Source organism: Ruegeria sp. BK1, from assembly GCF_056535645.1.
Genome location: NZ_JBQFIS010000003.1, coordinates 22851 through 39337, shown reverse-complemented (window position 1 = coordinate 39337; position 16487 = coordinate 22851). Strand labels below are relative to the sequence as shown.

Annotated in this window: 14 protein-coding genes; 5 read left to right on the top strand and 9 right to left on the bottom strand. The window is 56.4% G+C overall.

What is annotated here, in order from left to right; all coding sequences use genetic code 11:
- Window positions 1-34 precede the first annotated feature (34 nt).
- Window positions 35-574 (top strand): RNA polymerase sigma factor, encoded by a 540-nt coding sequence (locus ACR3E7_RS21150; RefSeq protein WP_170773347.1) that lies wholly within the window; start codon window positions 35-37, stop codon window positions 572-574.
- Complete coding sequence (locus tag ACR3E7_RS21145) at window positions 571-2487, top strand: vWA domain-containing protein (RefSeq protein WP_480503719.1); 1917 nt, start codon at window positions 571-573, stop codon at window positions 2485-2487. The genes ACR3E7_RS21150 and ACR3E7_RS21145 overlap by 4 nt, the downstream gene beginning before the upstream one ends.
- On the opposite strand, the gene ACR3E7_RS21140 is transcribed toward ACR3E7_RS21145, so the two are convergent.
- The 5 genes from ACR3E7_RS21140 to ACR3E7_RS21120 form a co-directional block, all read right to left on the bottom strand.
- Window positions 2484-3134, bottom strand: a complete 651-nt coding sequence (locus ACR3E7_RS21140) for an ABC-type transport auxiliary lipoprotein family protein (protein WP_170785788.1) — start codon at window positions 3132-3134, stop codon at window positions 2484-2486. The two genes, ACR3E7_RS21145 and ACR3E7_RS21140, sit on opposite strands and share 4 nt — an antisense overlap.
- Window positions 3131-4447 carry an MlaD family protein gene (locus tag ACR3E7_RS21135; RefSeq protein WP_170789940.1) on the bottom strand — a complete coding sequence of 439 codons (1317 nt, stop codon included), beginning with the start codon at window positions 4445-4447 and terminating at the stop codon, window positions 3131-3133. The genes ACR3E7_RS21140 and ACR3E7_RS21135 overlap by 4 nt, the downstream gene beginning before the upstream one ends.
- A 5-nt stretch (window positions 4448-4452) precedes the next feature.
- Window positions 4453-5268: an ABC transporter ATP-binding protein gene (locus ACR3E7_RS21130; protein ID WP_480503720.1), complete on the bottom strand. Its 816-nt coding sequence runs from the start codon at window positions 5266-5268 to the stop codon at window positions 4453-4455.
- A gap of 1 nt (window position 5269) precedes the next feature.
- Complete coding sequence (locus ACR3E7_RS21125; protein WP_170785795.1) at window positions 5270-6394, bottom strand: ABC transporter permease; 1125 nt, start codon at window positions 6392-6394, stop codon at window positions 5270-5272.
- 129 nt (window positions 6395-6523) lie between these two features.
- Window positions 6524-6721, bottom strand: coding sequence for a hypothetical protein (locus ACR3E7_RS21120; RefSeq protein WP_480503831.1), 198 nt, complete (start codon window positions 6719-6721; stop codon window positions 6524-6526).
- Between ACR3E7_RS21120 and ACR3E7_RS21115 the strand changes: the two genes are divergently transcribed.
- From ACR3E7_RS21115 to ACR3E7_RS21105, 3 genes are all read left to right on the top strand, one after another.
- Entirely contained in the window at window positions 6641-8116 is a 1476-nt protein-coding gene (locus tag ACR3E7_RS21115; RefSeq protein ID WP_480503827.1) for a sulfatase-like hydrolase/transferase, read from the top strand. The genes ACR3E7_RS21120 and ACR3E7_RS21115 overlap by 81 nt on opposite strands.
- A 112-nt stretch (window positions 8117-8228) precedes the next feature.
- Window positions 8229-10094, top strand: a complete 1866-nt coding sequence (locus tag ACR3E7_RS21110; protein ID WP_480503722.1) for a PAS-domain containing protein — start codon at window positions 8229-8231, stop codon at window positions 10092-10094.
- Window positions 10094-10795 (top strand): response regulator transcription factor, encoded by a 702-nt coding sequence (locus ACR3E7_RS21105; RefSeq protein WP_170785802.1) that lies wholly within the window; start codon window positions 10094-10096, stop codon window positions 10793-10795. The genes ACR3E7_RS21110 and ACR3E7_RS21105 overlap by 1 nt, the downstream gene beginning before the upstream one ends.
- Window positions 10796-10867: 72 nt before the next feature.
- On the opposite strand, the gene ACR3E7_RS21100 is transcribed toward ACR3E7_RS21105, so the two are convergent.
- From ACR3E7_RS21100 to ACR3E7_RS21085, 4 genes are read right to left on the bottom strand one after another with little or no spacing between them, the layout of a single operon-like run.
- Window positions 10868-12178, bottom strand: coding sequence for an HlyD family type I secretion periplasmic adaptor subunit (locus ACR3E7_RS21100; RefSeq protein ID WP_170773358.1), 1311 nt, complete (start codon window positions 12176-12178; stop codon window positions 10868-10870).
- Entirely contained in the window at window positions 12162-14309 is a 2148-nt protein-coding gene (locus ACR3E7_RS21095) for a type I secretion system permease/ATPase (RefSeq protein ID WP_480503724.1), read from the bottom strand. The genes ACR3E7_RS21100 and ACR3E7_RS21095 overlap by 17 nt, the downstream gene beginning before the upstream one ends.
- The gene (locus ACR3E7_RS21090) at window positions 14306-15643 is read right to left on the bottom strand and encodes a TolC family protein (RefSeq protein ID WP_480503725.1); all 1338 of its coding nucleotides are present in this window, start codon (window positions 15641-15643) and stop codon (window positions 14306-14308) included. Before ACR3E7_RS21090 ends, ACR3E7_RS21095 begins: the two co-directional genes overlap by 4 nt.
- Window positions 15644-16453 (bottom strand): SapC family protein, encoded by an 810-nt coding sequence (locus ACR3E7_RS21085; protein WP_480503726.1) that lies wholly within the window; start codon window positions 16451-16453, stop codon window positions 15644-15646. It lies immediately after the preceding gene.
- Between the last annotated feature and the right edge of the window lie 34 nt (window positions 16454-16487).

The following is a 16487-nucleotide window of genomic DNA, read 5'->3' as shown; positions in this document are numbered from 1 at the left end:
ACCTTTTCCATCCGTCTTACTCATCGTGATGCGTATGGAAACATCGGATGAGGATCTGGCCCGGGCGGCGGCAAAAGGCGACGCGGACGCGTTCGCTTCTCTTTTGCGGCGCCACTATGACCGGATTTTCCGGCTGTGTTTCCGGCTGACCGGGCGGGCGGATCAGGCTGAGGACCTGACGCAGGATATCTGCGCGGCGCTTCCTTTGAAGGTTCAGGCCTTTCAGGCGCGGGCCAAGTTCACCACATGGCTTTATCGTGTGGTGGTCAATGCAGCCGAGGATGCGCGTCGCCGCGCCACTTCTCACAGTCGCGCCGCAGCAGGGTGGGGCGACGTCGAACAGATGCGCCGGGCCGAAGCGACCGAGGCCGCCGAGGCCGTGGATTGGTTGCAAAGGGCAATGCGCAGCCTGCCGCAGGATTTGCAGGAGACGCTTGCCCTGACCCTTGAGGAAGAGATGACCCACGCGCAGGCGGCTGAGGTTCTGGGCGTGTCTGAAGGGACGGTCTCGTGGCGTATGTCGGACATCCGAAAGCGCTTGCGGGCCATGCGGCAAGAGGAATTGGACCAATGACCGACGATCTTGACCATCTCAAATCGCTGATGGATGCGGCAACACCCGCCCCCGACAGCGCACGCCGGGCGAATAATCTGGACCGGGCACGAAAATCTTTTGCGCGTGCCCAAGGATCTCGCGTCGGCGCACGTCCCACTGTCAAGCGTGGCCCAGTAGCCCGCCTGACAGAAGGAGCGATTTTCATGCTGAATTCCCTGACTTCCCGTGGTGTTTTGACCGCTACAACAGCCCTTGGGGCTATCGCATTGGTGCTTATTGTCCCGCAGATGCAAACTGGCCCGCTGCGCGTGACGGACCAGATCGAAAGCCGGGTTGTTGAACCGGCAACTATCCCTCAGCCGTTGCCACAAGCCGAGGAAAAATTTGCCGACGCTATCGCCGCTGCCCCGCAGGCGCTGAGCAAGCGCGCGGAAGGTGCAAACAGCGAGCCGACGGTTCGCCTCGGTCGAGATAATGTCGCCGAGGTTGCCCGGATCGCCCCGGCTGCACCCGACGTCGTAGTCGCATCAACTCCGAACACAGAAGCCTTCGCAAACGCCGATAGCAATCCACTGAAAGTCACGGCCGAGGACCCAGTTTCGACCTTCTCGATCGACGTGGACACGGCATCCTATGCAATTGTCCGGTCCTCGTTGTTGAATGGTCAGATGCCGCCGAAAGACGCGGTGCGGGTGGAAGAGATGGTGAATTACTTCCCCTACGCCTATCCGGCACCCGATGGTGAGGCCCCGTTTCGTCCGACGATCACGGTCAGCCCGACGCCTTGGAACGCGGGAACGCAGCTTGTGCATATCGGTATTCAGGGCGCGCTGCCCCAGATTGCCGAACGTCCGCCCCTGAATCTTGTGTTTTTGATCGACAGTTCAGGCTCGATGCAGGATGCAAACAAGCTGCCGCTTCTTAAACAGTCTTTCCGGCTATTGCTGTCGGAACTTGGGCCTCAAGATCAGGTCTCAATCGTGACCTATGCGGGCAATACAGGGCAGGTGCTGGAACCGACCCCGGCCACCGAGCGGAGTCAGATTTTGGCGGCGCTGGATAAGCTCGAGGCTGGAGGCGGGACCGCCGGACAAGCCGGGTTGCAACAGGCCTATCAGGTGGCCGAGGAGGTTGCGTCGGATGGCGAGGTGACGCGGGTCATTCTTGCAACAGACGGTGATTTCAATGTGGGGCTGTCGGATCCGGAGGCTTTGAAGGACTTCATCGCTCGGAAACGCGACAGCGGAACTTATCTGAGCGTTTTGGGCTTTGGACGCGGCAAACTGGATGATGCCACGATGCAGGCCTTAGCGCAGAACGGGAACGGGCAGGCGGCCTATATCGACACGTTGGGCGAGGCGCGTAAAGTGCTGGTCGATCAATTGACCGGCGTGCTGTTTCCGATTGCCAACGACGTCAAAATTCAGGTCGAGTTCAACCCCGCGCAAATCGCCGAATATCGCTTGATTGGCTATGAGACGCGGGCACTTCGGCGTCAGGACTTTGACAATGATGCAATCGATGCAGGCGATATCGGGGCAGGGCACAGTGTGACTGCGATTTACGAAGTCACACCTGTCGGCTCCGACGCGATCCGCAATGGTCCCTTGCGCTATGGCGCGTCTCAGGTGGTCGCGGATACGGACGAGGAGATCGGATATTTCAAATTGCGCTACAAGCAACCCGGATCGGACCGCAGCCAGTTGATCGAAAACCCTATTCGTTTCGACCAGGGCGTTGTGACGGACGATGTCGCGTTTTCCCACGCGATTGCGGGATACGCCCAGGCGCTGCGGGGCGATGAATATCTGGGCAATTGGTCTTATCCGCAAGCCATCGATATGGCCACGGCGGCACGGGGGGACGATCCGTTTGGATACAGGGCCGAGGCAATCATGTTGATGCGCCTGGCCCAGGCCTTGGCCGATTAGAACGACCTTGGGTTATTGGTCGAGTGTGTGTGTATTCTTCGAACGCTCCACTCGACCGCGTCGCGCATGGTTTTGCCCAGGGCGATATCGAAAGCGTTGACCAGATCCGGGGTTTGTTCACTTTCGGCAATCACGGCTTCTTGAAACGAACCCGACGCTATGATCTTGTCTTCGAACTCGTCGATTATCTTGATGTTCATGCGCACTTCTATGCGAACGGTCGACTCGCCATCGGTGCCGCTGACGACTATGCCCTGAAACTCGCGCAGATCGGGGACGATGACATAATCTGCTCGAAGGCCAACAGTGGACCGTCCAACCGCGGCCACTTTGCCGCTGTTTTCATAGCTTTCAACCATTAGCGCCTGCACGATCAGGGGAGCTCGGTCGACCCAACGCGCGCGGGACAGGTACTGTACTTGCAGATGCGAAGGCTGGATCGCAATCTGATCCGTATTGACCGCCGCCGTTGCGGTCGGCTCTTCTACAACGATCTGTTTCTGTACGCGTGGCAGCGACGATGAAAACGTGCTTTTAGGCGTCAGCAGATACAGGTCGTTGGGCTTTGACGCCTGTTGCAACGTACCCAGCCCGGTGCATCCAGCAAGAACCACTGCCGCCAGAACGAAAGGAAGAAACCTGATCATTGGCGAAACTCCGATGCTTGAGTGCCCAGCAGAAACCGCGCTGGGTCACGTTCAACCTTATCGACCAGCCGATCCAAAGTGACCACCAATCGTTGGGATTGTTCGATGAACCGGGTGAATTGGGGCAGGCCAACGCGCATGAAATCCGAAATCTGACGACGATTTTCCTGGACGATTCCGTCAATCGTTCCCAACAGGTTCGAGGCCGATTCCGACGCGCTGAGGATATCCTTGGAAATCTCGTCCAGCCTGTCGGTGACGCTAGTGACAGTGGTTGCTACCTGATTGGCGGCGTTGCGGATGTCGGCCATGACAGCGCCCACGTCTTCGTTGATCACGCGATTGGCTGAATCAAAGGCGCTCTCGGCAGATGTCAGCGTGCCTTTTGCGGTGTCCATTGCACCGGTGATAGAGCCCAGTGTTTCGTTGGCATTCAGGAAGGTTTCCGTGGCAGTCGCAAGCGCCACGCTGCCTTCATCTGACAGGCCGGACAGATTTTCTGCCAGAGATGAGGCGCGGTCAATAAACGGCCTCAGATCCTGCTGGATAACCTGGTCTGCGGTCTCAAAAGTCGTCTTGGCGCTATCCAGCGCGGCGGCAGCGGATTCAGAGGCCGTCTTGACGCTATTCAGTGTGTCGGTTCCGGTGGTCAGAGTGGTCTCGGCCGTATCGGCGAGCTGATCCAGGCGTTTGGAGAAGTCCGAAATCTCTCGGGCAGCGCCGCCCAGATCGGCCGAGAGGGATTCGAAATCTGACAGAGTCTTGTCTAGCCGCCCGGTGGCCGAGGCGACGTTGGCCAGAATATCGGACACGGCCTGCCGGTTTTTATCGTCTACAACCTCGTTGATGTCTTCAAGCAGGGTGATGGCTTTCTCCATCAACAAAGGCGCGCCTTCGAAGAGGGACTGAATGGCGCTGCGTTTGCTTTGGATCAGGCTGTTCTGCGGTAGGCGTTCTGCGGTTGACGATCCACCGGTCAGTTCCACGAAACTAACGCCGGTCACCCCAAGTGATTGCAATTGCGCAATAGTTTCGGATGTCACCGGGATTTCCGCGTCCACCTCAAGACGGACTCGTACTTTCGAAGGATCGTCCTCATCCAGCTCCAGCGAAATGACCTGTCCGACGGGCAACCCGTTATAGCTGACCCCACCGGCGGCGGAGAGGCCCGAGACATTGTCGAACAGCACCTCATAATACGCGTATTGGCGCGAGATTTCGAATTTGGCGAGCCAAAGGAAGAACCCGAACGCACCAAGAATGCCCGCAAGCGTGAAGGCACCGATCAGGATATAATTTGCTCGGGTCTCCATTGCCTTTACCTGCCTAGCCCTTTTTCTTGTGCCGCGCGTGCCCTTGGGCCGGTGAAATATTCTTGCACCCAAGGATGATCGACTTTGGTCATTTCTTCAATCGGACCTTCAACCAGGACGCGTTTTTCTGCAAGTACGGCAATCCGGTCACAGATGGCATAAAGGCTGTCCAGATCATGAGTTACCATGAAAACGGTCAGCCCAAGCGCGTGTTGCAACTCGCCGATCAGATCGTCATAGGCGGCGGCCCCGATCGGGTCCAAACCGGCGGTGGGTTCGTCCAGAAAGACAATCTCGGGGTCCAGCGCCAGCGCACGTGCAAGGGCGGCGCGTTTACGCATCCCTCCGGACAATTCGGACGGAAACTTGCTGCAGCTAAATTGTGGCAGGCCGACAAGGCTGATCTTGAGGTTTCCTAATGCGCACATCAGACTTTCACTAAGGCCCGTGTGTTCGCGAAGCGGCGCCATGATGTTTTGCAACACGGTCAGAGAGGAAAACAGCGCGCCATCCTGAAACGCAACGCCCCAGCGCTGTTCAATCCGGCGGCGTTCCTGTTCGGGGCCGTTCACAACATCGACGCCCAAAACCTCGATACTGCCAGCGGCCGGTTTGTTTAGCCCGACGATCGTGCGCAGCAGAACGGATTTCCCGGTGCCTGATCCGCCAACGATGCCCAGAACTTCACCACGCCAGACATCTAAATCCAGATTTTGATGCACGATCTGAGGGCCGAATTGGTTGGTCAGGTTGCGCACGCGGATAACAGCTTCGCGCTGTGTGTCCGTCTTTTGGCTGTGCTGCGGCAAAGTCCCGTCCATGTCAGACACCCATCACCGAAAAGAAGATGGAAAACAAGGCGTCCAACGCGATCACCATAAAAATGGATTGAACCACAGACGCCGTTGTACGCTGCCCAACGCTTTGGGCCGAGCCCTTGACCTGTAACGCCTGCCAGCAGGCAATCACCCCGATCACAAGCGCAAAGAAAGGGGCCTTGATCATGCCGATGGCAAATTGCCAGATGCCGGTGTTTTCTTTCAGACGCGTGGCGAACATGCCGGGGCTGACGCCCAGATCAATCCAGCTCATCAATCCGCCGCCGATCAGGGCCGCCATATTGGCAATGAACCCCAGAATGGGCAGCATGACCAGCAATGCCATGACGCGGGGTATGACCAGAACTTCGATCGGATCCAGGCCGAGGGTCCTCATCGCGTCAATCTCTTCTTGCACTTTCATCGACCCGATCGAGGCCGTAAAGGCCGAGCCAGAGCGGCCGGCCACGATGATGGCCGTGAGCAAAATGCCCAGTTCCCGAAGGACCGAGATCGAGATCAACTCGACCACGAAGATCTCGGCTCCGAATTGCTTCAGCTGGGTTGCGCCCTGAAACGCCAGAACCACCCCGATCAGAAAGCCCATCAGCGCGACTATTGGAATGGCGCGAAAGCCGGTTTCCTCCATTTGCGACACAAGCGCGGCACCGCGCAGTCGTCGAGGCATCATTAGGGTGCGCATCAACCGGTGCAGGGTCATCCCAAGGAATTCCAGCATCGACAGCGTGTCTTTCCACCCTCCTGCAGTCCGCTTGCCCAGACTTTCGATCCAATCTGCGAAACTGCGACTAGTGTCTTCTGATTCCGGATCCTCGGGGATGTTGCGTGTGACCGTCTCGATCAGGTCGGAATACGCGGGCAACGCCCCTTGAAACCGCACCTCGGCTCCGGCCAGTTTCGCCCTATGCGCAAGGTCGGCAACCACCCAAGCCCCACTGGTGTCCAGCGCCTGGATTCCAGACAGATCAATGATCAGATTGCTATCGTCAGGCTTATACGCAGCAAAGCTCTGTTCGACGCTACTGAGTGTCTGAGTCAGCAAGTCTCCGGACACCCGAAGGTAAACGCCGTCGGCGCTTGTTTCCGAATTCAGGCTAGGTCGCGTCATGGCTGTATGTGATGTAAAACTGTGTGGGGCTGCAATGTAATTTTTTGGGAAGAAGCAATTTTGTCCCTGCATCATGTCGTGAATGCGACAAGCCCCAAAGCCTGATTGCGCATGGTCTATACCTATTGCTCAATTCACCTGTTCAGGACAGTGTGGCCGCAGGTTAAATTCGGGTTTGAGAGAATTGACATGCCGCAGTCGGGGAATGTCCTTTTCATTGTCATTGATCAGCTTCGGGCAGATTGTCTGAGCGGCGCTCTGGCGGATTGTATCGAGCTGCCGAATCTCAGGGCGTTGATAGCTGATGCCGTCCGCTTTGACCGCCATTTTTCAGTCACCAATCCCTGTGGGCCGTCGCGGGCATCTATCCTGACTGGGCAATATGCGATGAACCACCGGTCTGTGCGCAACGGAACGCCCCTGCGGCATGACACGCCCAGCATCGCATCGGAAATGCGAAAGGCGGGGTATCGCCCGATGTTGTTCGGCTATACCGATACTTCGGCGGACCCAAGGGCCTATGATGCGTCAGACCCGATCCTCAAATCTTATGAGCATCCGATGCCTGGTTTTGATGAAGTGCTGGAGATGCGGTTGGAGGAGTCCTATCCTTGGCGCGCCCATCTGATGCAAAAGGGCTATGCGTTTCAGGACTATTGGGATATTCACAAGCCAACCGCACCCGACGGTGGCGCGCCAAGGCTGAACGATCCCGCACCTTATCGGGCCGAGGACAGCGACACAGCCTTTCTGACGGACAGCTTCCTGAACCATATGGCGCCGATGGTTGGTCAGGGCTGGTTTGCGCATTTGACCTATATCCGGCCGCATCCGCCGCTGGTGGCCCCGTCGCCCTATAACGACATGTATGATCCCGCCGCGTTGCCTTTGCCGATCCGGCACGCAGACGAGGCGAAAGATCGCGCCATGCACCCGTTCTTTGAGCCGACCATAGATCGCCATAGCGCAGGTGACGTTGTGTTGGGGTTCGATGAAGTCGAACCGAGTGATCAGAATATTCAGACATTGCGGTCCGTCTATCTGGGCCTGACCACAGAGGTCGATCACCATATTGGGCGAGTTATCCAGTTTTTGAAAGACAGTGGCCAGTATGAGCAGACGCTTATCGTAGTGACCGCAGACCATGGCGAGATGCTGGGCGATCATCATAGCTGGGGCAAAATGACGGTGTTTGACGCCGCCTATCATACGCCACTGATCATTCGGGTGCCGGGCAATCAGGCACAGGCCGGTCAGGTTGTGACCGTTCCGACCGAGTCCATTGATATCGCGCCCACCATCCTCGACTGGGTTGGCCGGACGCCGCCCAATGCGATGGACGGACGGTCATTGCTGCCCTTGCTGACGGGGGACGCGCCCGAAGATTGGCGCAATTATACCTACAGCGAACTGGATTTCGGAGATCCGCAAGCAAAAACTCTATGGCAACAGCGGCTTGGAACCGGCCATAGCGACTCGAACCTGTCCATCTTGCGCGACGCGCGGTTTACTTTGGTCGAATTTGCCGCCGACCTGCCGCCCATTCTATTCGATCACCAACAGTCCGGTGAAATGCAAAACGTAGCCAACGACCCCGCATTTGCGATCGATCTGGCCCGTTTGGGGCGGCAGATGCTACGTCACCGGATGCGCAATACGGATCATACGCTGTCCTTGCACTCCATCACCTCGGATGGACCGAAGGTGCAAACCCGCTATTGACGCGCACCGGCGCGAATGTCGCGCCTGTGCCCTCTACACCTGTGAAAGATCCGGTGCTACGCATATGTCGGGGAGGACGGGTTTGGACTTAACTGACAAGAACATAAAGGCCATGACGACCGCAGGCCTAAACCTGATTGGTCAGGGGCTGTCGATCTATGACAGCCAGTTGCGGATGGTCGTCAGTAATCGTCCGTTTCAGGAAATGTTCGATTTGCCGGATCGCTTGGTCCAGCCAGGCGCGTTCTTTCATGACACGATCCGATATCTTGCCGAACTTGGCGAATATGGCGACGTAGCCGATGTCGATACAATCGTTGAACAGCGTGTCCAACAGGCACTTGCTTTCGAACCCCACTATATGGAACGCGTGCGGGCCAATGGGCAGGTGATCTCGGTAGAGGGGGCACCGCTTCCTAAAGGTGGCTGGGTCGCCGTTTATACCGACATAACCAACACCAAACAGGCTGAGGCCCTGTTGCGTGCCCGATCCGAGGAATTGTCCGAACAACTTCTGGACCGGGCCGAAGAATTGACAGCAACAAACCGGAAACTGGCTGCGACGATCTCGGCGCTAGAGGAAGCCAAGCGACAGTTGACCGAGATCGAAGCCCGTACCCGGATGACGACAGAAATGATGCCAGCCCATATCGCGCATCTGGATTCTGAGGGACGCTATGACTACTCGAACCGCCGTCTGAGCACCGTACTGCCTGGCCGGCCGTCCGATATACTTGGGATGCATATTTCGCAAGCGTTGGGATCGGCCACATATCTCCGGGTCGAAGCGCATTTGCAAAATGCCTATGGCGGAGAACCTTCGGTTTTTGAGTTTAACGAGGATCAGGATTCTCGTCGCATTCGGGTCTCGTTCACGCCAGATGGCGAAGGAGGCGTCTATGTCATGTCGGTGGACATAACCGAAGAAACGCAGGCCAGAGTCGCGCTGCAACAAACACGTCGTCGGGCGATGGCCGCGCAGATGACCAGCGGGCTGGCGCATGATTTCTCGAACCTGTTGACGATCATTCTGGGCATACAGTCGCGGTTGCAAAAGATGGATCTGCCCGAAAGCGCCCGAGAACTTGTGGCTGCTACGCAACAGACGGCGCGCCGGGGCGGCCAGCTTCTAAACCGGATCGCTGACATGACCGGCAGCAGAACTCCGCAGCCCAAGGCAACCGATATGCGAGGTTTATTAGAGGATTTGCGTATCCTTGCCTCACCCTCCCTGCCACGCGGCGTGGGTCTTTCGGTGGTGAATACTTTGCCCGATGAGGCGCTGATGCTGGATCCGGGCATGGTGCAGGACGCATTGTTGAACTTGGTTCTGAATGCGCGCGATGCCTGTGGCGGCTCGGGGCAGGTGACGATCAGCGCACATACGATCGGGACGATCTGGATCGAAATTGCGGTGTCCGATACAGGCCCCGGTTTCTCGCCCGAGGCGCTGGACAAGGCGCTGAACCCGTTCTTTACCACCAAGGGCGACAAAGGATCGGGCCTGGGGCTGCCAATGGTCTATGACACGGTGAAACTGGCAGGCGGCGATCTGAGCCTGCGCAACACGCCGTCCGGTGCATCCGTCGTCCTGCGCCTGCCCTATCGTCCCGCGCCGCCGGTGCAGGAAGGGTTGGTCTTGTTGGTCGAAGATAGCGATGCCTTGCGCCAGAACTTTCGCGATATGCTGATTGATCTGGGGTTCACTGTAATCGAAGCCACCTCTGCCGATGAAGCGCTGGCTTTGACCAGTGACCTGAACGACATCGCGTTGGTTTTGTCAGATATTCGGCTTGAAGGGGATGCAACCGGTTTGGACTTGCTGACACGGATGCGGTCACGTTTACCAACAATCCTGATGACATCCCTGCCATATTCCGACCCGTTACACCGCGAAGCTCTGACGCGCGCCCCTGTTCTGCGCAAACCCTTTACGCGGGCACAACTTTCCGCCCTTCTCCGATCCGAGGTCGCTTGATGACACAGCCATTGGTCACCATCGTCGATGACGAACCTGAAATCCGCCGCATCCTGACCGATGCCCTGGAAGATGCCGGGTTCCGGACTCAAAGCTTCGCCCGAGCCCGCGAATTCGAGGCGTCGCTAAAACGCGCCACACCCGATGTCTGCCTTGTGGATCTGTCTCTGCCCGACACGGACGGCTTGGCGCTGGTGCACCGGTTGGCGTTGGAGCAAGGCGCGGCAGTCATCATCATTTCCGGCCGAGCGCAAGTTCAGGACCGCGTCACAGGGCTTGAATTGGGGGCCGATGACTATATCACCAAACCCTTTGATCCTGCCGAAGTTGTTGCGCGTATCCGCGCCCGATTGCGATCGCCGCGGGTACAGGCCGTGCAGTCGGATACGGCCCGCTTTAACGGCTGGTCGGCTTATTTCGATCGCTACATCCTTGAGAACGAGGATGGTGCAGAAACTTCGTTCAGCCATGCGGAAGGCGAAGTTCTACGACTGTTTCTTGAAAGTCCTAAACGCTTGATCAGCCGCGCTCAGATGCAAGAGGCGCTGGGTGGGGGAGCCGGTGACAGTTTTGACAGGGCCATGGATGTGCGCATATCTCGGCTGCGGACGAAGCTGGGTGAAGACCCTAAAAATCCGCGTCTGATCAAGACGATTTATGGCGCAGGCTATATTTTTCTGGGGGATGTTGAGTGGGCCTGATCGGACGGTCTCATAGTCGTCGAGACCCCGCTGCCCAGTTTGTACATGAGATGCGGAGGCTTTCAGACGGGACTATTCGCGAAACGCTTGGTCTTTGACTTTGACGACGGGACGCAAAACGTAGTCCAGCACGGTTTTCTTGCCCGACAAAATATCCACTTCTGCGATCATGCCTGGGATGATTTCCACTTCTACACCATTGGCATCCAAAATCGAGTGTTTGGTCTGAATTTCGACGACAAAAACCTCTTCGTCATTTCGCTCGGACCGGGTGATGGTGTTGGCTCCAATCCGCGTGATCTGGCCATCCAATGCACCATAACGGGCAAAGTCGTAGGCCGTAATCTTTACTTTGACCGGCTGCCCTGCGCGCAGAAAGGCGATATCTTCCGGTTTTACATAGGCTTCGACCAGCAAGCGATCGTCGAGAGGGATAATCTCGATCAACTCTTCTCCGCTTCTGGCCAGCCCTCCGATCGTAGTACGGTAGATCCGATTAACCACGCCGCGCATTGGGGATTTGACTTGGGCACGTTCGGCACGATCCTTAAGGGCCGGTAAAAGAGGTTGTAGGGTCGCAAGTTCTGCCGTAGTGATCGCCAAATCGGTCAATGCTGCGCTTCGAAACCGGCTTTGCGCTGCTAAAATCCGATCGTCAATTTCATCCAGCCCGGTTTTCAAGCGATGCGTGATCGCAACAGCCCGTGTAAGCCGCCCCTCCCATTCGGCCTCATTTCGTCGCAACGTCAGCAGTGTCGTCGCGGGTTCCATGCGCTGTTCGACCAATGGTGTCATGATGGCGCGTTCCTCTGCCAGGATTTGCAAGGTTTCGTCGGCAGTTACCTGATCAACCAAGCTTTCCTCGTATTCCCGGTGACGTTGTTGTCGTTGTCGCTCCAGGATCGCGATCTCAGATCTCAACTCGGATTGCCGGGCGTCAAATAGGGCCGCTTCCGATCTGACGACTTCCGGCGCGCCTTCGACCAGCCTTGGCGCAAATCGCAATTCGGTTTCGTTTATTTCCGCCTGCAACCGGTGGACTCTGGCCATCAAGCCAAAAGCCCTTTGTTGTTCCTGATTGAGTTGGCTGTCTATTTGCGTGGTGTCGAACTCCATCAACAAAGTGCCCTCATCCACGATTTGGCCTTCTTTGACGTGCAGCGATCGCAATACGCCGGATTCTGTGGCGTCGATGAGTTGAACATTGGCTGATGGAACGATGCGCCCGTCCACGCGTGTGACGTCGTCCAACTCAGTAAAATACGCCCAGAACCCTACTGTCAGCAGGCAAGCCAGAATTGCAAACAACAACACAGAACCGCGCCAAGGAGATTGCCCCCTTATTTCATTGGCCAATGATGCAAAGTCAGGATGCTGCGACATTCAGATGCCTCCCATTGGGGCGTGGCTGCCGTGTCAAAATCGATTTTGGCCCATCTGCGGCAACCTGTCCGTTTTCGATCACGATAATCCGGTCAACAAGCGCCAGAAGGCTGGTGCGATGGGTCACGATAATCATCGTGTCGCGTTTGGTAGCGCTATACAGGCGCTTTATGACCTCAGCCTCGGTTTTCACATCCATCGCGCTCGTGGGTTCGTCCAGTAAAAGTACCGGAGGACGGCCAATCAAAGCCCGTGCCAAGGCAATGGCTTGGCGTTGCCCGCCGGACAATCCCTCGCCACGTTCGGCAAGAGGCTGGTCATAACCGCCAGGATGGTCGGCGATGAAATCTTCCACTCCGGCAACTTGCCCTGCGTCAATTAGGTCCTGATCTTGCGGCCTGATCGTGCCACTGGCAATGTTCTCACGGATCGTTCCCGAAAACAGCCATATGTCCTGAAGCACTGAACCAATGTTGCGCCGCAGGTCGCCTGGATCAATTTGTCGGATGTCTACACCATCCAGCATCACTGACCCTGCGCGGGGCTGGTAGAGACCCAGCAATAGCCGCGAGATAGTGCTTTTGCCCGACCCGATGGGGCCTAGAATTGCGACTTTTTCGCCAGTTTCAATTTCGAAGGACACATCGCTGAGGGTGTCACGGGTTTGACCAGGGTAAGAAAACGAGACGTTCTTAAATGCGATACGTCCTTCAATAGTGCCACGGGTGATCCATGTCCTCCCTTGGGGACGCTCGCTTTCTGCTTCCATCAGCGCGTTCAGATTGCGGTACGCGCTGCGCGCCTGATTTGCGCGTGTCAACGTTTGCGCGAGTTGCCCCAAAGGGGCGAGAGCCCGACCGGTTAACATGACCGAGGCGACAAGGGCACCCATACTGGTCGCCCCTTCGGTGATCAGAAAGACACCATAGAACACGATCAAGACCTGGGCTGCTTGCTGAGTGAACCCTGTCAGGTTAAGAGCCAATTGAGTAATAGCTCGACTTTTTACACTGTGTGATGCCTGCCGTTCGACCGCACCTTCCCACCGGCAACGCATCTGATTGGCAGCGGCCGTCGTTTTGATGGTTTCAAGTCCCGAAACCGTTTCGACCAAAACGGATTGTTTGGATTGCCCTCCGGAAAAGTTTTGTTCGGCCAACCGGGACAAAAACGGTTGCACGGCCAGCCCCGAAAGCAACACGATTGGCACTGCCATGGCTGGTATTATGGCAAGAGGGCCACCAACAAGGTGGATGGTGAATACGAACAAAGCGACAAAAGGCAGATCAACGACAGCAACCAAGGTTGCCGAGGTGAAAAACTCGCGCAGCGTTTCAAACTCGCGAACTGTGCTGGCCATAGCGCCCGTCGATCCGGTTCTGGATTTCATCTGAATGTTGAGAAGGTGGTCGAAAATGCGTCGTCCCATCATCCTGTCCGATTTTTGACCTGCTCGGTCGATAAACCCGGCGCGCAACAGTTTCAGGAAGAAGTCGAATACCAGTGCTAGACCGACACCAAGGGTCAATGCGATCAGCGATTCAGTTGCTTCATTGGGTAGCACTCGATCATAGACCACCATGATAAAGACAGATGTGGAAAGCCCGAGCAAATTTGCCACCGCAGCCGCAAGCGCAACTTGCGCGTAGGACCAGCGGTTTGAACCAATGGCCGACCAAAACCAATGACCGGTCTCGGGTCTGAATGTCCTGTTGTGATCTTCGTTGTGCACGCGCCGAAACAATATCGCGTAGCCAGTGTAGATCGTTGCCAACTTAGCCCCTTCGATCTCGGTTATTTCGTTTCCCATCTTTGGGTCAAAAATCAGGAGATCGCCGTTTTCCGAAAAACCGTGAAAGACGACGGCGTGTTGATCTGTCAGAAGTAAAATTGCGGGCGTAAAACTACTGTCCAAATCCCCGAGCGCCCAACGCCCATAACCGGCTTGCAACCCAGCATTCTGAGCCACCTCGAGCAGGTCGTGAATGGTCAGCCCGCCGCCGTCTCCGGTTAGTGCGGCATTCAATGCAGCGCTTGTAAGTGGACGATCGAGATGAGCTGCAACATGCAAAAAACACGTTTCAAGCCCAGACGTTTTGGACGGCCCAATCAGAATTTGTTGTTGTGTCATTGTCTTGCCCCCTGGGTCACGACCTCAAGGCCGAGAAGGTCCAAAATGTCACCTGTCAAACTGAGCGCAGCATAGTTCGTCAAAAAGAAATTCTGATCTGCCAGGATCAGCCTTTCCTGAGCGTTTACATAGTCACGTTGGGCGTCGAGAATTTCGATGAGACTACGCCGACCTATGGTGAATTGCGCCTGCGCTGCCTCCACGCTGTCTTCGTTTGCCTTCGCGGCGATCTTGGCAGCTTGCAGTCGCTTGGCGCCGGCTTGCTGGTCAGAGCGAATAAAGTCAAGCTCGCGCCGGATATCTCGTATCAGCGTCTCGCGCGCGAATTCGGCTTCGCTTACTCTGGCTTCAGCGGCAGAAATCGAAGCGCGGCGCTGGCCGGTGCTATCCAGCTCATAGTTCACGGACAGGTCAATTCCGAAATCTGTATCATCGTCATCGTCGCGGTCTGCAAAGGCAGCCAATTCAACGCCCGGACGACGGCGTGCCAAAGCCGCTGTCAAATCTGCCTTAGCGGCCAATAAGGCCGCGTCTGCTCGTCTGACCTGAGGGCTGTTCACTACAATTTCCGTGTCTGTTCGCGTCAGCTTCGGCGCCTTTGCCGGCTTCGATAGATCCCCGGCCTGTTGGCCGAAGATGTCGCGGAATTGCGCTTCGGCACGGTCGATTCTGGCGCGTGCATCTGCGAGGCGTGTCTGCGCATCCGCCATTCGAGATCGCGCCGCCATGACATCCGCCGTTGATCCGGCACCAAGAGAGGACCTTTCAGTGATCTGGTGCAGGATATCTTCGTGAACTTCGACGTTTCGAACTGAAATGTCGAAAATCTCACGACGGCTGAGAACCGAAACGTATGCTTCGATTGCTGCAAGAGCTATTGCGGACCCTGTTTGCAGTTGGTCTCCCCTGCTTTCAAGGACGCGCGCTTTTGCTGCGATTAGCTCACTGGAGGCGACCCCGCCATCATAGACGAGTTGGGAAATACGAACGTAGGGCGTGAAATTCGCAAGGTCGGAATCGGACCGTTGCGATCGAGCGCTGAGACCGAGATTTACTTGGGGAAGAAAAGCTCCACGTGCCGCTTCTTCGGTTGCGGTAGCTCTTTTATAGCGGCTTTCACTTTCCGCAAGGCTCGGGTTGTCCTCGACCGCCTGCTTAACGCGTTGCCCAAAAGACGTTCGAAGCAGGGTCAGTGAAGGAGCAGTGGCCCCGCGACCGACTGCACCAGCGGAAAGAGACGAGTCGACATAAGATAAATTCGGTCCGAAAGCGCAAGCGGTAAGCCAGCCTGAGAGGATGAAGTAAAGGACCAGTCTTCTAGGGGATAGCCGCATTTAATAACTACCGTTTTGTTGAATTTCGTTCCATTGGGCGAGGGCCATTGCGCCGAGGAAACCCGATAGATCTGAATTTTCGGTGTACGAGGTTTGGACTTGACAAGTTGTCAGATTTCGCTCGGCGCTTGCCAGCCAAGCGCAATGAGACAACGACACTTGATGGGCGTGAACCAGCCGCAGCGTTCCATCATTGATCAGCGCCAGTTTGTCTTTGTCGGTCAGGGCTGCCAGCTTTCCAGAATCTACGATAAGAATACCTTCGGGAAATTCGATTCCTTCGTGCATTCCGGCGGATTGCAGCAAGTCAAACGTATCCAATTTATTGCAAATCGCTGCGGTTTTCTGTTCGTTTTGAGCCCGCATTTTTAAGAAGCCAAAGACCTGGCGCAGTTCAGGCGTTAGATCACCGCTGGCATTGAAGAAGGGTTCTCCTTCCTGACCTACAAACCCCAGTGACTCGTCGACCAAAAGCCCCTCTGCGTTCAAGTCCTGCTTGGCTGGATCTTGACTGGCGCGCCAGCGAAAAGGAGGACAGCGCAAATCGGATGGAACATAGCCTGCCAACCATCGCCCATCATCTGAGACGAAAGGGGTGCGGGCGCCGCTTAGACTCAGCAAAGCAAAGGGGTGAATTTCAGTGCCCGCGCGCCGAAACACGATCGGAAAAGCCGCCGCAACCTGACGAATCTCTTTCTCGACGATCGGACATTCCGTGAGGTTTTGCGCAAAGCGAAAAGAGGTAAAACGTTTCCAGTATTTTCCTTGGTACCTCGAAAACGTCAGTGGAAACTGACCGTTCTGTGCCATATTCACCTCATGCGGATATAAGACACCGCCGATT

Bases quoted from the DNA above. Each gene is read 5' to 3' on its own strand.
- ACR3E7_RS21085 (WP_480503726.1), bottom strand. From the start codon at position 16,453: ATGGCACAGAACGGTCAGTTTCCACTGACGTTTTCGAGGTACCAAGGA.
- ACR3E7_RS21090 (WP_480503725.1), bottom strand. From the start codon at position 15,643: ATGCGGCTATCCCCTAGAAGACTGGTCCTTTACTTCATCCTCTCAGGC.
- ACR3E7_RS21110 (WP_480503722.1), top strand. From the start codon at position 8,229: ATGACGACCGCAGGCCTAAACCTGATTGGTCAGGGGCTGTCGATCTAT.
- ACR3E7_RS21125 (WP_170785795.1), bottom strand. From the start codon at position 6,394: ATGACGCGACCTAGCCTGAATTCGGAAACAAGCGCCGACGGCGTTTAC.
- ACR3E7_RS21130 (WP_480503720.1), bottom strand. From the start codon at position 5,268: ATGGACGGGACTTTGCCGCAGCACAGCCAAAAGACGGACACACAGCGC.
- ACR3E7_RS21135 (WP_170789940.1), bottom strand. From the start codon at position 4,447: ATGGAGACCCGAGCAAATTATATCCTGATCGGTGCCTTCACGCTTGCG.
- ACR3E7_RS21145 (WP_480503719.1), top strand. From the start codon at position 571: ATGACCGACGATCTTGACCATCTCAAATCGCTGATGGATGCGGCAACA.
- ACR3E7_RS21100 (WP_170773358.1), bottom strand. From the start codon at position 12,178: ATGTCGCAGCATCCTGACTTTGCATCATTGGCCAATGAAATAAGGGGG.
- ACR3E7_RS21150 (WP_170773347.1), top strand. From the start codon at position 35: ATGGAAACATCGGATGAGGATCTGGCCCGGGCGGCGGCAAAAGGCGAC.
- ACR3E7_RS21120 (WP_480503831.1), bottom strand. From the start codon at position 6,721: ATGGCGGTCAAAGCGGACGGCATCAGCTATCAACGCCCTGAGATTCGG.
- ACR3E7_RS21105 (WP_170785802.1), top strand. From the start codon at position 10,094: ATGACACAGCCATTGGTCACCATCGTCGATGACGAACCTGAAATCCGC.
- ACR3E7_RS21095 (WP_480503724.1), bottom strand. From the start codon at position 14,309: ATGACACAACAACAAATTCTGATTGGGCCGTCCAAAACGTCTGGGCTT.
- ACR3E7_RS21140 (WP_170785788.1), bottom strand. From the start codon at position 3,134: ATGATCAGGTTTCTTCCTTTCGTTCTGGCGGCAGTGGTTCTTGCTGGA.